The organism is Streptomyces rubellomurinus (genome assembly GCF_000961885.1).
Lineage (GTDB): Bacteria > Actinomycetota > Actinomycetes > Streptomycetales > Streptomycetaceae > Kitasatospora > Kitasatospora rubellomurina.
In genome coordinates, this window is sequence record NZ_JZKH01000008.1 from 1 (window position 1) to 14779 (window position 14779).

Annotated in this window: 9 protein-coding genes; 2 read left to right on the top strand and 7 right to left on the bottom strand. The window is 74.2% G+C overall.

Features of this window, described 5'->3' with window-relative positions:
• Positions 1-115 precede the first annotated feature (115 nt).
• From pcrA to VM95_RS06005, 3 genes are all read right to left on the bottom strand, one after another.
• Entirely contained in the window at positions 116-2749 is a 2634-nt protein-coding gene (gene pcrA / locus VM95_RS05995) for a DNA helicase PcrA (RefSeq protein WP_045693002.1), read from the bottom strand.
• Between the two features lie 82 nt (positions 2750-2831).
• The gene (locus VM95_RS06000; RefSeq protein WP_045693003.1) at positions 2832-3509 is read right to left on the bottom strand and encodes a LuxR C-terminal-related transcriptional regulator; all 678 of its coding nucleotides are present in this window, start codon (positions 3507-3509) and stop codon (positions 2832-2834) included.
• Complete coding sequence (locus tag VM95_RS06005) at positions 3502-4974, bottom strand: ATP-binding protein (RefSeq protein ID WP_063773456.1); 1473 nt, start codon at positions 4972-4974, stop codon at positions 3502-3504. Before VM95_RS06005 ends, VM95_RS06000 begins: the two co-directional genes overlap by 8 nt.
• 134 nt (positions 4975-5108) lie before the next feature.
• Here VM95_RS06005 and VM95_RS06010 point away from each other — a divergent pair, with 134 nt between their 5' ends.
• Together VM95_RS06010 and VM95_RS06015 are read left to right on the top strand one after the other, a co-directional pair.
• Complete coding sequence (locus VM95_RS06010; protein ID WP_045693004.1) at positions 5109-6533, top strand: PspC domain-containing protein; 1425 nt, start codon at positions 5109-5111, stop codon at positions 6531-6533.
• On the top strand, positions 6530-6736 hold the full coding sequence (locus VM95_RS06015; protein ID WP_045693005.1) for a hypothetical protein: 207 nt from the start codon (positions 6530-6532) through the stop codon (positions 6734-6736). The genes VM95_RS06010 and VM95_RS06015 overlap by 4 nt, the downstream gene beginning before the upstream one ends.
• Before the next feature lie 9 nt (positions 6737-6745).
• Here VM95_RS06015 and VM95_RS45435 read toward each other — a convergent pair whose 3' ends face one another.
• From VM95_RS45435 to VM95_RS06035, 4 genes are all read right to left on the bottom strand, one after another.
• On the bottom strand, positions 6746-7780 hold the full coding sequence (locus tag VM95_RS45435) for a Rieske 2Fe-2S domain-containing protein (protein ID WP_063773457.1): 1035 nt from the start codon (positions 7778-7780) through the stop codon (positions 6746-6748).
• 203 nt (positions 7781-7983) lie between these two features.
• Positions 7984-9579, bottom strand: coding sequence for a glutamine-hydrolyzing GMP synthase (guaA, locus tag VM95_RS06025; protein ID WP_045693006.1), 1596 nt, complete (start codon positions 9577-9579; stop codon positions 7984-7986).
• 1187 nt (positions 9580-10766) lie between these two features.
• Positions 10767-12743 carry a hypothetical protein gene (locus VM95_RS38575; RefSeq protein WP_052707172.1) on the bottom strand — a complete coding sequence of 659 codons (1977 nt, stop codon included), beginning with the start codon at positions 12741-12743 and terminating at the stop codon, positions 10767-10769.
• A gap of 228 nt (positions 12744-12971) precedes the next feature.
• Positions 12972-14765 (bottom strand): GMC oxidoreductase, encoded by a 1794-nt coding sequence (locus VM95_RS06035; RefSeq protein ID WP_045693007.1) that lies wholly within the window; start codon positions 14763-14765, stop codon positions 12972-12974.
• Between the last annotated feature and the right edge of the window lie 14 nt (positions 14766-14779).

Below are 14779 nucleotides of genomic sequence, written 5' to 3' on the forward strand. Positions count from 1 at the left end.
CGCAGACGCCAACAACAGGCCCGGACCAGCCATTACAAGAGACGAGGCCACAGCCCGAGAGCTGAAGCCTCGTCACGGTAAGCACCGTTGCAGTACTAGGGCCACAGACCCCGGTTCACAGCTTCTCGACGGGCGCGTAGCGCAGCAGCAGCTGCTTGCGCCCCTCGGTGCCGAAGTCGACGGTGGCCTGCGCCCGGTCGCCGACGCCGGTGACGGCCACCACCGTGCCCAGCCCGAAGCTGTCGTGGGTGACCCGGTCGCCGACCGCGAGCGAGACCGCGTCGCGCTCCACGACCTGGCCGCCGCGCCGCGCCGACTGCCCCCAACCCGCCTTCGGCGAAGCGGAAGCCGCCGAGGAGGACCGCGAACCGCCGCCCCCGGACGAGGACTTGCCCCACGAGGAGCCCGAGGAGCCCGAGGAGAAGCCCCGCTGGACGGGCGCCTGCGCGGCCCCCTTCCGCTTCCACTCGACCAGCGTCTCCGGGATCTCCTCCAGGAACCGCGAGGCCGGGTTGTAGGCCGGCTGCCCCCAGGCGCTGCGCAGCACCGAGCGGGTCAGGTACAGCCGCTCGCGCGCCCGGGTGAGCCCGACGTACGCGAGCCGGCGCTCCTCCTCCAGCTCCTTGACCTGGTTGAGCGCCCGCATGTGCGGGAAGATCCCGTCCTCCATGCCGGTCAGGAAGACGACCGGGAACTCCAGGCCCTTGGCGGTGTGCAGGGTCATCATCGTGATGACGCCCTGCCCCTCCTCGTCCTCGTCCGGGATCTGGTCGGAGTCGGCGACCAGCGCGACCCGCTCCAGGAAGTCGGCCAGCGAGCCGACCGGCGGCGTGCCCTCCTCGCCGGCGTCCGGCCGCTCGCCCGGGTCCTGCTCGTACTCCAACGCGACCGAGGCGAGCTCCTGCAGGTTCTCCACCCGGGTCTCGTCCTGCGGGTCGGTGGAGGACTGCAGCTCGGCCAGGTAGCCGGTCTCCTCCAGGACGGCCTCCAGCACCGCCGCCGGGCCCGCGCCCGACTCGACGACCTGGCGCAGCCCGGCCATCAGCACGTTGAACTTCTTCACCGCGTTGGCCGAGCGCGCGGCCATCCCGTACGCCTCGTCGACCCGCACCAGCGCCTGGGCGAAGGAGATCCGCTCCCGCGCGGCCAGCGCGTCGATCATCGCCTCGGCGCGCTCGCCGATGCCGCGCTTGGGCACGTTGAGGATCCGGCGCAGCGGCACGGTGTCCTCCGGGTTGGAGAGCACCCGCAGGTACGCCAGGACGTCCCGGACCTCCTTGCGCTCGTAGAAGCGCACCCCGCCGACCACCTTGTACGGCAGGCCGACCCGGATGAACACCTCCTCGAACACGCGGGACTGCGCGTTGGTCCGGTAGAAGATCGCGACGTCGCCGGGCTTGGCCTCGCCCTTGTCGGTGAGCCGGTCGATCTCGTCGGCGATGAACTGGGCCTCGCCGTGCTCGTCGTCCGCGACGTAGCCGATGACCTTCTCGCCGTGGTCGCCGGCCGTCCACAGCTTCTTCTCGCGCCGGTTGGCGTTGCGCTCGATGACGGCGTTGGCGGCGCTCAGGATGGTCTGCGTGGAGCGGTAGTTCTGCTCCAGCAGGATCGTGGTCGCGTTCGGGTAGTCCTCCTCGAACTGGAGGATGTTGCGGATGGTCGCGCCGCGGAAGGCGTAGATCGACTGGTCCGCGTCACCGACCACGCACAGCTCGGCGGGCGGCACCTCGGCCAGCTGCGCGGCGGCCGGGTTCACGAAGTCCCCGTCCGCGGTGCGCTTGGGCGCGGCGGCGACGGAGCCCCCGCTCAGCTCGCGGACCAGCATGTACTGGGCGTGGTTGGTGTCCTGGTACTCGTCGACCAGGATGTGCCGGAACCGGCGCCGGTAGTGCTCGGCGACGTCGGGGAAGGCCTGCAGCAGGTTCACCGTCGTCATGATGATGTCGTCGAAGTCCAGCGCGTTGGCCTCGCGCAGCCGCCGCTGGTACAGCGCGTACGCCTCGGCGAGCTTCTTCTCCATCGGGTTGGCGGCCTGGTCGGCGAAGGTCTCCTCGTCGATCAGCTCGTTCTTCAGGTTGCTGATCTTCGCCGTGAAGGACTTCGGCGGGAACTGCTTCGGGTCCAGGTCGAGGTCGCGGCAGACCAGCGCCATCAGCCGCTGCGAGTCGGCCGAGTCGTAGATCGAGAAGCTGGAGGTGAAGCCCAGCTGCTTCGACTCGCGGCGCAGGATCCGCACGCAGGCGCTGTGGAAGGTGGACACCCACATCGCCCGGGCGCGCGGGCCGACCAGCGCCTCCACGCGCTCGCGCATCTCGCCCGCGGCCTTGTTGGTGAAGGTGATCGCCAGGATCTCGCCCGGCTGCACGCCGCGCGCGCCCAGCAGGTGGGCGATCCGGTGGGTCAGCACCCGGGTCTTGCCGGATCCCGCGCCGGCCACGATCAGCAGCGGCGAGCCCGCGTGCAGCACGGCCTCGCGCTGCGGGTCGTTCATGCCCTCCAGCAGCTGCGCCGGGTCCACGACCGTCCGGGCGGCGCCGTTGCGGTACCAGGCGTCCCGCTCGGCCTCGGCCGCGTGGTCGGTGTGGAACAGCCCCTCCGGGATGGCCTCCTCGAAGGCGTCGTACGGGACGTCGTCCTCGTACGGCGGGGGCTCCTCGCCGATGGCGTCGATCGGCGCGGCGGGCTGCTTCGACCCGGCGGCAGGAGCCTCGAAACCGGGGAGCGGGAGGTCGTCAAAGAGGCTATTCATGGCACTGCCGAGTCTATGGCCACCCACCGACAAGCCCGCCCGTCCCGACGGATCCGGGCGGGCGGGCTCGACGGGCCGGAACTCAGACCAGGCGGCGGGCGGTGGCCCAGCGGGTCAGTTCGTGCCGGTTGCTGAGCTGGAGCTTGCGCAGGACGGCGGAGACGTGGCTCTCGACCGTCTTCACCGAGATGAACAGCTGCTTGGCGATCTCCTTGTAGGCGTATCCGCGGGCGATCAGCCGCAGCACCTCGCGCTCGCGCTGGGTGAGCCGGTCGAGGTCCTCGTCCACCGGTGGGGTGTCGGTGGCGGCGAAGGCGTCCAGCACGAAGCCCGCCAGCCGGGGCGAGAACACCGCGTCGCCGTCCGCGATCCGGAAGATCGCGTCGACCAGGTCGGTGCCGGTGATGGTCTTGGTGACGTAGCCGCGGGCGCCGCCGCGGATCACGCCGATGACGTCCTCGGCGGCGTCCGAGACGGACAGCGCCAGGAACTTGACTCCCCCCTGCTCCCCCATCAGGCCCGCCGAGCGGCGCAGCACCTCGACGCCGCCGCCGCCGGGCAGGTGGACGTCGAGCAGCACCACGTCCGGCCTGGTCTCGGCGACGACGCGGACCGCGGAGTCGACGTCGTCGGCCTCGCCGACCACGTCGATGCCGGTCACCTCGGTACGGCCGATCTCGGCCCTGACCCCCGTCCGGAACATCCGGTGGTCGTCCACCAGGACGACCCGTGCCGCACGCTCCGGAGCTGCCTCAGTCATTCGTTCTCTCCATCTCCAGCTCGACCTCGGTACCGCCGCCCGCCGCCGGCCGCACCCGGGCGGTGCCGCCGTGGCGCTTCATCCGGCCGATGATCGACTCCCGTACGCCCATCCGGTCCTCGGGCACCGTGTCGGGATCGAAGCCGGGGCCGTGGTCGCGCACGAACACCGACACCTTCCGCCCCTCCACCTCGGCGTAGACCTGGACCGGTCCCCCGCCACCGTACTTGGCCGCGTTGACGGTCGCCTCCCTCGCGGCCTGCATCTGTGCCGCGATCTTCTCGTCCATCGGGCAGTCGCCGACGATGACCAGCTCGACCGGGACGCCGTGCCGGTCCTCGACCTCGGCGACGGCCGCCCGCAGGCTCTCCGCCATGGTGTCCGGCGCGGCCTCGGCGGCGGCCTCCGGGCGGTACAGCCACAGCCGCAGCTCGCGCTCCTGCGAGCGGGCCAGCCGCTGCACCTCCTTGGGGTCCTCGGCGCGGCGCTGGATCAGGGTCAGGGTGTGCAGCACCGAGTCGTGGATGTGCGCGGCGATCTCCGCGCGCTCCTGGGCGCGGATGCGGGCGGTGCGCTCGGCGCCGAGGTCCTGCCACAGCCGCAGGCCGTACGGGCCGAGCAGCACCAGCACGCCGGCGAGCACCGCGAGCGAGGCCTGGACCACCGAGCCGAGGGTCGAGCCGCTGCTCTGCACGGCGAGCAGCGCGATGGTGCCGGCGACCACGAGCAGCACGCCGCCGCCGACCCGGGTGTAGGCGCCGCGCCGCTTCTCGCCCTCCTCCAGGCCGAACCAGCGCTGCCAGCGCGAGTCGTCGGCCTGCCGCCAGACCAGCGCCACGCCGACGCCGATCGCCAGCAGCGGCCAGGTGTACGGCTTGGCGGGCTGCCAACCGAGCACGTTGAGCAGCGCGATCAGGCCGATCACCAGCAGGACCAGGGCGGCGAGCTGGCCGAGGCCGCCCTGCCCGCCGCGGCCGGCGGGCGCGGCGGCCTCCTCCCCGGCCGGGGCGGCGCCCGGGGGCACCGGCGCGAGCGGCTCGCCCTGCAGCGTGTGCTGCAGCAGTTCGCGCAGCCGGCCGAGCCGGCCGCCGCTGCGGCCCTTGGTCAGCGGGCCGCCCTGCTGCCCGCCCCCGGCCGGGACGAAGCCGCCGTTGACGTACACCCACTGCGCGGCACCGCGCCGCGCGGGCTCGCCGATGCCGATCGGCACCACGAACCAGAACGCGGCGTACAGCAGCGCGCCGATCCCCTGCGCGAAGAACAGCAGCACGAACGCCAGCCGCACCCACCGCACCGGCAGCCCGAGGTGCACCGCCAGGCCGTGCGCGACGCCGCCCATCATCCGCCCGTGCGGGCTGCGGTAGAGCCGCCGGTACGGCGGGCGGTCGCCGGGCGCGCCGGGGTCGGCGCCGGCCGAGCTGCTGTCGGGGGCGAGGGGGCGGGGATCGGTACCGGGTGCTGCCACGGCACCGATGGTTCCACGCGGGCGGGCGCGGGCGCATCAGGGTGCTTCCCTACCCGTTATCAGGGACAAGTCAGGGTACGGGCAGGGCTGCTCCCGGTTGGGCGCGGCCGGGACCAGCCGGAAGGATGGTCCCCATGACCGAGGACCACCGCATCGAGGAGGCCGGGCCCGCCGCCCCGCCGGAGCCGGACCGCCCCCCGCTGACCCGGGCCGAACACCACCGCGTGGTGGCCGGCGTCTGCGGCGGCCTCGGACGGCACCTGGACATCGACCCGGTGGTCTTCCGGGTGGTCACCGTGGTGCTCTGCCTCTCCGGCGGCCTCGGGCTGTTCCTGTACGGCCTGGCCTGGCTGGTCGTCCCGACCGAGGGCAGCACCGACGCCACCGGCCGGGGCGGGCGCACCGAGCTCCAGCGGGTGCTCACCGGCCGGGTGGACGGCCAGTCGATCGGCGCGGTGCTGCTGACCGTGATCGGCACCGGCGTCTTCTTCTCCTCGATGGGCGACGGCGACCAGATGTTCCCGCTGCTGCTGCTCGCCGGGCTGGTGTTCCTCGCGGTGCGCTACGACCCGGAGCGGCGCCGCGGCCGCCGGCGCGGGCGCCGTCGCGGCGGCCCGTACGACCGGCTGTACCCCGAGGCCGGCGGGGACGCCTGGCCGCGGTCGGCCGAGGACGAGGCGGCCCGGGCCCGGCACGCCGCCGAGCAGGCCGCCGGGACCGTCCCGGCCGACACCCCGGCCCCGGGCCCGAGCGGCTACCTGTGGGACCCGCGCCACCCCGAGCGCAACCCGTACGGCGCCGGCGCGACGCCCGCCCCGCCGTACAGCCCGCCGACGCCGCCGGTCGGCGCGCCCCGGCCCTGGTGGCAGCGGCCCGACCTGCCGGCGGGCGACCCGCTGCGCAAGGACGACCCGCCGCGCCGCCGCGAGCCGGCCGCGGTCCGCCACCCCAAGGAGCGCTCGCCGCTCGGTTTCTTCGGCTTCGTGCTGGCGATCGGCGTGGGCGCCGCGATCTGGTCGGCGAACTACGGGCACACCGACGTCACCAAGCTCAGCCAGGTCGCGCTGGCCGGCGGGCTGCTGGTGGTGGGCCTGACCCTGCTGCTCGCCGCGAAGTTCGGCAAGGCCCGCAAGCTCGCCGTGATCGGCCTGCTGGCCACCCTGGCGCTGGCCGCCGTCGGCCGCTCGCCGCACTCGATGCAGAACGCCGTCGGCGACCGCCACTGGACCGTCGCCACCGCGAGCGACCTGCGGGACCGCTACAACCTCGGGGCCGGCGAGATCAGGCTCGACCTCTCCCGGCTCGACCCGGCCGGCGCCGCCCTCGCCACCAAGGTCGACCTGGGCGTCGGCGAGGTGACCGTCGTCCTGCCGCCGGACGTCGACGTGACCGTGGTGGCCCGGGTGGGCCTCGGCAACATCGCCCTCCCGGACGGCCACGAGGAGGGCACCGGGCGGCACACCTACCAGCTGTCCCCGGCGAACGGCCGGGCCGCGAAGGGCACTCTCAACCTCCAGCTCGGGATCGGGCTGGGCGACATCAAGGTGGTCCAGCAGTGAGGAAGCACCGGCTCGACGTGTTCTCGCTGATCGCGGGCGCGCTGTTCACCGTGATCGCCGTCGTCTACCTGGTCGCGGCGGTCAACGACCAGTCGGTCAACGGACGGGTCGTCATCCCGACCGCCTTCATCGTGCTCGGGACCGGCGGCCTGATCGGCGCGGTGGTGGCGGTGGCCCGGCGCGGCCGCGGCGAGCGCGAGTAGCCGTCCGGCTCAGCTCTGCAGCGGGCCGAGCTTCAGCTGGTCGCCGTTCTTCGTCACGGTGTACTTCGGCAGCGGCTTGGTCGCCGGCCCGTTGACCACCGCGCCGGTGGCGGCGTCGAAGCGCGAACCGTGGCACGGGCAGTACAGCTGGCCGTTCTTCGGGGCGTCCACCGCGCAGCCGGAGTGGGTGCACACCGCGGACAGGCCGCAGTACTGGCCCGCCTTCGGCTGCACGATGTAGACGGCGTCCCCGGTGGCCGGGTCCTTGACCTGGGCCGAGCCGCCGACCGGCACGCTCGCCGCGGCCACCGCGGGGGCCGGCCCCGGGGCGGTGGAGACCGGGGCGGTGGAGACCGGGGCCGCGGACTGCTTGGGCGCGGCCGCCTCGTCCCGGCCGAAGGTGCGGGTCAGCGAGCCGGTGAGCAGTCCGGCGCCGCCGAGCGCGACCGCCGCGATCCCGCCGTCCATCACCGCCCGGCGCCTGACGTGCTCCTCGGTCAGCCCGCGCGCGCGGTCCCGCCCGGCCCGCCGGGCCAGGTAGCCGTCCACCGACAGGTACGGCGTGCCGGCCAGCAGCAGCGGCGTCCAGGCCATCAGGTAGGCGAGGTCGTTGCCGAGGTAGTACGGCGAGACGTTCCAGCTGACGGTCAGCCAGAGGCTGAGGCTGATCAGCACGCCGCCGAGCGCCGCCATCCGGCCCCAGAGGCCGAGCAGGGTGCCGAGGCCGACCGCCAGCTCGCCGAAGGCGATGGCCAGCGCGAACAGGGTCGAGTGGTCGAGGGCCGGGCCGAGCAGGAAGGCGATCGGGCTGCCGCCCGCCTTGGCCGCCCGGGTCTGCGAGACGAACGAGGCCGGGTCGCCCGCGCCGGCCAGGAAGTGCGCGTCGGAGAGCTTGTCGAGCGCGGCGTAGACGAGGGTGACACCGAGGAAGAGCCGCAGGGGCAGCAGCGCGTACCTGGACGCGAACGCCCGTCGCTGCGCCGCCCGGTCGGCCCGGCCGGCCGCTCCCCCGTCGACCGGCACGGAGTTGCTGGCCTCCGACATCCCTCACACCTTCCCTCGCGGCCTGCCACTGCCTGACAGGTCCGCCCCGCATTCTGCCCGCTCCTGAACGCTTTCGGTGGGACGTCCCCCCGTGGGGTGCCCCTCCCCCGGGACGCGGAACGGCCGCGCCGCCGCTCCCTCGGGTACGGGAACGACGGCGCGGCCGTTCGGGCTCCGGTCGGGTCAGCGACCGGCGGGAGTGCTCACTCCCACTCGATGGTGCCCGGCGGCTTGCTGGTGACGTCGACGACGACGCGGTTCACGTCGCGGACCTCGTTGGTGATCCGGGTGGAGATCTTCGCCAGCACGTCGTACGGCAGGCGCGACCAGTCGGCCGTCATGGCGTCCTCGGACGAGACCGGACGCAGCACGATCGGGTGACCGTAGGTGCGGCCGTCGCCCTGCACGCCCACGCTGCGGACGTCGGCGAGCAGCACGACCGGGCACTGCCAGATCTCGCGGTCCAGACCGGCCGCGGTCAGCTCCTCGCGGGCGATCGCGTCGGCGTCGCGGAGCAGGTCCAGCCGCTCCTTGGTGACCTCGCCGACGATCCGGATGCCCAGGCCCGGGCCCGGGAACGGCTGGCGCTGGACGATCTCCTCCGGCAGGCCCAGCTCCTGGCCGACCATCCGGACCTCGTCCTTGAACAGCTTGCGCAGCGGCTCGACCAGCTGGAACTGCAGGTCCTCGGGCAGGCCGCCGACGTTGTGGTGGGACTTGATGTTGGCGGTGCCGGTACCGCCGCCGGACTCCACCACGTCCGGGTACAGGGTGCCCTGGACCAGGAAGTCCACCGACTCGCCGTGCTCGCCGGCCTCGGCCACGATCTCGGCCTGGGCCTGCTCGAAGACGCGGATGAACTCGCGGCCGATGATCTTGCGCTTCTCCTCGGGGTCGGTGACCCCCTTCAGCGCGTCCAGGAAGCGCTCGGAGGCGTCGACGACCTTCAGCTGCACGCCGGTGGCGGCCACGAAGTCCTTCTCGACCTGCTCGGTCTCGCCCTTGCGCATCAGGCCGTGGTCGACGTACACGCAGGTCAGCCGGTCGCCGATGGCCTTGTTGACCAGGGCGGCGGCGACCGCGGAGTCCACGCCGCCGGACAGGCCGCAGATCGCGCGCTTGTCGCCGACCTGCTCGCGGATCAGGGCGATCTGCTCCTCGACCACGCTGCCGGTGGTCCAGGTCGGGGCGATGCCGGCGCCGCGGTAGAGGAAGTGCTCCAGGATCTGCTGGCCGTGGTCGGAGTGCAGCACCTCGGGGTGGTACTGGACGCCGTACAGGCGGGCCTCGTCGTTCTCGAAGGCCGCGACCGGGACGAGGTCGGTGGAGGCCGTGACGGTGAAGCCCTCCGGGGCCGCCGAGCAGGCGTCGCCGTGCGACATCCACACCGAGTGCTGCGCCGGGACGCCCTCGAACAGGGTGGAGCCGGTGCGGGAGACGGTCAGCGGGGTGCGGCCGTACTCGCGGGCCCCGTTGTTGTCGACGGTGCCGCCGAGGGTCTTGGCCATCAGCTGGAAGCCGTAGCACATGCCGAAGACCGGGACACCGGCCTCGAAGATCGCGCGGTCGAGCTGCGGCGCGCCCTCTTCGTAGACCGACGACGGACCGCCGGAGAGGATGATCGCCTTCGGGTTCTTGGCGAGCATCTCGGCGACCGGCATGCTGCTCGGCACGATCTCGCTGTAGACCCGCGCCTCACGCACCCGACGGGCGATGAGCTGGGCGTACTGGGCACCGAAGTCGACGACCAGGACGGTGTCGTTGTCCGGTACGGGCTGGACGGGAATTGCAGAGGACACGGACGGCCTTCCGGCAGCGGTATCGAGGGTGTCTCGCCGGACCGCCTTCCCGGCGGGGGCGGCGGCGGCGGACGGGTGTGGGGTGTCTGGACACCGATTCTACCGGGCTGTCCGGTTTCACTCGTCTGCTCGTCCGAACGACCGTGACCGTACGGGCCTCCGGTTCGTTGCTTCCTACGACCGTACGGCCGCGCCGCGTCCGCCAGACGCGCCGCCTCCGCCCCCGGCCGGGGGCACGCCGCACGGGCAGCAGGACCACGCGTGGAGCTCCACCCCAGTCCACCGGCGCATGTGGCGCCGCCGCCCCGGCCCGCCGGGGAGCGCGGCACCGTGGGACCGTGCGCGGGTGTCGCGGCCGGCCAGCAGGGGACAGCGACCCCGGCCGCGACTGGGTCACCAGAGGTGGGGCGGCCGGCCTTCGGGGACGCCCGAACCGGCCGTCGCACCCCGGTACGACCCCGCACGATCCGGCACGACCCCGGGTGCGCCCGGGCGCACCCCGTTCCCGTCCCGTACCGCTACGCGCGTCCTCGTGCGCCCCGATCGACCGACCAGCTACTCACCGTGATCATCCGCGCCGCCGGTCGACACGGACCCGCGACCGGCCGGACCGGCTCGGGCCGCGCCTGAGATTACTCGTCAGTCGTGAAACAGACTCAAGCGAACTGTGCCGAATCGGTTGCATAGCAAGCCCTTCGTCCAGCACGATGCTGCGTGTAAGCGGTTCTCCCGACAGCCGGACAGCCCGGTGGGAGGCCGGACCGATGCCGCCGCACAGGGAAGCGGCAGCGGTGAACACCTCACGCTCCGTGAGCGAAGGCCAGGCGCGAACCCGCGCGCCGACCCCGTCGCGACACGGACGCGCCCGCCCCGCGCCCCGGCCGCCCGTGCCGGGACCGCGTCGGCGGCCCGATGCCAACCGACACGACGGCGCTCCTCCCCCGGCGCCGTCACCACAGCACCCGGCGCGGCCCTGACGCCGAGTGCTGAGCGACAAAGGGCCCCGTTCCCCCGCGGGGCCCTTTGCCCTGTCCGGACCTGTTCCGGGCCTCGCCCGGGTCGCCTCGGGTCGCCTCGGGTCGCCTCAGGCCGCCTCCGGGCCGCCTCCGGGCCGCCTCCGGGCGCGAAAATCCCCGCCGCCCACCCGAAGGACGGGCGGGACGGCGGGGATTCCCACCACGGACGACCTACGGGTGGTCGCGCCAGACACTCGGGTCGACCGGCGCCTCACCGGACGGCGGAGTCGCGGGCGCGGGCGCCGGCTCGTGCGAGCCCAGCACCTCGCCCACCCCGCCCGCGGGCGCGGCCGGCGCGGCGACCGGCGGCGCCGAGGGCGCGTGCGGGTCCGGCGCGGCGGCCGGGTGCGGCACCCCGTACGGCGCGGGCGCCTGCGCGGGCGGCGGCACCGGGGCGCCGTACGCCGGCGCGCCCGGGTACGGCGGCTGCGGCGGCACCGGCGCGCCCACGAAGCCCGGCGCGCCCAGGAGGTCCGGCCCGCCCGGGTACGGCGGCTGCGGCGGCACGGGGGCACCGGCGAAGCCCGGCCCGCCCGGGTAGCCGGGCGCGCCCGGGTAGCCAGGAGCGCCCGCGTAGTACGGCGGGGCCGGGTACGGCTGGGCACCGCCCCGGCGGAAGCCCGTCAGCAGCGCCGGGACGACCAGCGCGCCGACCGCCGCCCAGACGATGCTCGCCAGCAGCACGCTCGGGAAGCTCAGGCCGATCGACATCTCCTGGGACATGGTCGAGCGCGAAGCCGAGGACCAGCCGGCCATGGTGATCGACATGGTGACGATCGCGCCGCCCACCGTCGACAGCAGGACGAGCGCCGCCGCGTACACGGCCGCCAGCCGCAGCCGGTCGGCCGACCCCAGCCGCCGCCGGACCGCGACCCCGGCGAGCACCGCCGCCGAGACGAGCGCCAGCAGGCCGGCCAGGCGCCACTCGCCGCCGAGCTCGTGCAGGTCGAAGAAGGACACGTCCATGCTGTCGGGGCCCGAGCCCCGCATCGAGGAGTCGTAGCCGCCCCGGACGGAGTCGCCCTGGAGGCTCGCCCCCGAGCCGAAGCCGAGCAGGGCGAGGCCGAGGTTGGGCATGAAGGCGAACGCGGCGCCGACCTCCCAGCCGTTGTCGCTGTTCGCCGCGGCGATCACGAAGCCGGCCACCGAGGCGAGGCCCCAGGTCAGGGCGAGCGCCTGGCCCGCCGTCAGCGCGGACACCGCCCAGCCGCGCACCGCCGGGCTGCGCCAGGCGGCCCAGCGCAGCGCGTCCGTGCCGTAGACCGCGAAGGCCACCAGGAAGGCGAGCAGCACCGTCCAGCCGAGCGCCTCCGCCCAGCCGGTGTTCGCGAAGAAGGACATTCCGGCGTCCCGCTTGCCGCCGGAGCCCGGGCCGGAGCCGTAGTCCCCGTAGTCGCCGTAGTCGTATCCGGAGAAGCCGCCGCGACCGCGCTGGTCGGGCTTCCAGGTCGTCCCGGCGACCAGCCCGAGCAGCAGGGTCACCGCCCCCATCACGAGGGCGGAGCGCAGCGCCTCGCCAGCCGCCTGCCCCCGGGTCAGCTGGACGCCCTTGGCCTTGCTCCGCCGCAGGCCGGCCCGCAGGCCGAGCCAGAGCGCGAGGATCCAGAGGAGGGTGACGGTCAGCGGCAGGGCGCGGATCTCGTAGTCCATGCCGGTGCCGAAGCCCGTGTTGCCGTGGTAGCCGATCCGCAGCGGCGCGCCGAGCGCGCCCAGGGCCGCCCCGAGGGTCGCGCCGAAGACGTCGCCGAAGCCCGGCGTCGAGCCCGCGCCGTCCGGCCGGTAGTCGGCCGGGGCGGCCACGGCCAGCGCGGCCACCAGCAGCACCACGGTCGGCGCGATCGCCGAGACGAGCGCCGGGCGCCAGTCCGAGCCGGTCAGCCAGCGCAGCAGCGGCGGCTGTCCGACGCGCGGCTGGACCGGCCGTCCGGCGCCCCAGTTGCCCAGCGAGGGCGCGCCGGGGGCGGGGTACCCGGCGCCCGGTCCCGGCACGAAGCCGGGAGCCCCGGGCGGCGGCGGGAAGCCGGGCGCACCGGGCATACCGGGCGGCGGCGGGAAGCCGGGCGCACCGGGCGGCGGCCCGTACGGCGGCGGGGCCGAGGGCACGGCGTCGACCGGCGAGATCGCGGGCGCCGCGTCGACCGGCGACACCGCGGGTGTCCCGACGGCGGTCGGCGGCGGAGCGGCCGGCCGTCCGCACGACGCGCAGACCGACGCTCCTCCCGTCCAAGTCGCGCCGCACCATGCGCAGTTGGTCATGGACCGCTTACCCCCGCTCGACGAATTCCTGGTCCCCCCAGGGAGCCCGTTTATCCCACCGGACCCGAACTGGTGTCAACCGGGAACCGCACCGGCGGGTTCGCCCTCCGAACGGCGGCGTCAGGCCTGCTGGCCGGGCACTTCCGGGACGGGCAGCAGCACCGGCGGCCGCAGCGCGCCGAAGGCCCCGGCCGGCACCGCCGGCCGCACCGGCGCCACCGCGGTGACCGGCCGGTAGGCCTCGCCCGGGGCCGGGCGCGGGTCGGGCTCGCCCTTGTTCGGCCACATCGACAGGGCCCGCTCGGCCTGCGCGGTGATGGTGAGCGAGGGGTTGACCCCGAGGTTGGCGGAGACGGCCGCGCCGTCCACCACGCTGATCCCGGGGTGCCCGTACAGCCGGTGGTACGGGTCGACCACGCCGGTCTCGGGGGCGTCGCCGATCGGGCAGCCGCCGAGGAAGTGGGCGGTCAGCGGGATGTCGAAGATCTCGCCGACGGTGCTGCCCGCGAAGCCGTTGATCTCCTCGGCGAGCGCCTGGGCGCCCTGCTGGGCGGCCGGGATCCAGGTCGGGTTGGGTTCGCCGTGGCCCTGGGTGGAGGTGAGCCGGGGCTTGCCGAGCGGGCCCTTCTTCAGCGAGACGGTGATCGAGTTGTCCAGGGACTGCATCACCAGCCCGATGATCGTCTTCTCGGACCAGCGGTGCTGGTTCATCGAGCGCGCGAAGGTCACCGGGTGCAGCACCGAGTTGCCCAGGTAGCGCAGCCAGCGCGGGGTCCTCCCGCCGCCCTTGACCTGGGCGATCGACAGCGCGCCCATCGCGTTGGAGCCCTTGCCGTAGCGGACCGGCTCGATGTGGGTGTTCTCGTCGGGGTGGACCGAGGAGGTGATCGCGACGCCCTTGGTGAAGTCCGCCTTGGCGCCGTAGCGCCGGTCGGTGGTCTGCGCGCCGACGATCGCCTCGGAGTTGGTGCGGGTCAGCTCGCCGAGCCGCGCCGAGATCCGGGGCAGGTGCCCGCCGTCGCGCATCCGGTGCAGCAGCGACTGGGTGCCGTAGGTGCCGGCCGCCACCACCACCTGCGCGGCGGTGATGGTCCGCGCGCCGGCCTTGACCCGGTCGGTCCTCGACCGCGAGTCGGTGCGGCGCACGTCCACGGCGAATCCTTCACCGCGCTCCCGGATCCGGGCCACCGTGGTGAGCGGGTGGATCTCGGCGCCGCCGCGCTCCGCCAGGTACAGGTAGTTCTCGGTGAGCGTGTTCTTGGCGCCGTGCCGGCAGCCGGTCATGCACTCGCCGCACTCCACGCAGGCCTTGCGGGCCGGGCCGGCGCCGCCGAAGTACGGGTCGGCGACCTCCTCGCCGGGCGCCGCCTTGGCGGTGCCGTCGGTGTCCTTGCCGTCGCCGAAGAACACCCCGACCGGCGCCATGTGGAAGGTGTCGCCGACGCCCATCCGCTCGGCGGCCGCCTTGAGGTGGACGTCGGAGGGCGTGACGGTCGGGTTGAGCCGGACCCCAAGCATCCGCTGCGCCTGGTCGTAGAACGGCGCCAGCTCCTCCTGCCAGTCGGTGATGTGCCGCCACTGGCGGTCCTCGAAGAAGGCCTTCGGCGGCACGTAGAGGGTGTTGGCGTAGTTCAGCGAGCCGCCGCCGACCCCGGCGCCGGCCAGGATCAGCACGTTGGCCAGCAGGTGGATGCGCTGGATCCCGTACAGGCCGAGCTGCGGCGCCCACAGGTAGTTCGCCAGGTCCCAGGAGTTGCGGGGCAGTTCGTCCCGCTCGAAGCGGCGCCCGGCCTCCAGGACGGCGACCCGGTAGCCCTTCTCGGTCAGCCGCAGCGCGGCGACCGAACCGCCGAAGCCGGAGCCGACCACGACCACGTCGTAGTCGAACTCCGCCGCATCGCCGGACTCCACCATCTGCACCGCTCCTT

Bases quoted from the DNA above. Each gene is read 5' to 3' on its own strand.
- pcrA (WP_045693002.1), bottom strand. From the start codon at position 2,749: ATGAATAGCCTCTTTGACGACCTCCCGCTCCCCGGTTTCGAGGCTCCT.
- VM95_RS06000 (WP_045693003.1), bottom strand. From the start codon at position 3,509: ATGACTGAGGCAGCTCCGGAGCGTGCGGCACGGGTCGTCCTGGTGGAC.
- VM95_RS06010 (WP_045693004.1), top strand. From the start codon at position 5,109: ATGACCGAGGACCACCGCATCGAGGAGGCCGGGCCCGCCGCCCCGCCG.
- VM95_RS45435 (WP_063773457.1), bottom strand. From the start codon at position 7,780: ATGTCGGAGGCCAGCAACTCCGTGCCGGTCGACGGGGGAGCGGCCGGC.
- VM95_RS06035 (WP_045693007.1), bottom strand. From the start codon at position 14,765: ATGGTGGAGTCCGGCGATGCGGCGGAGTTCGACTACGACGTGGTCGTG.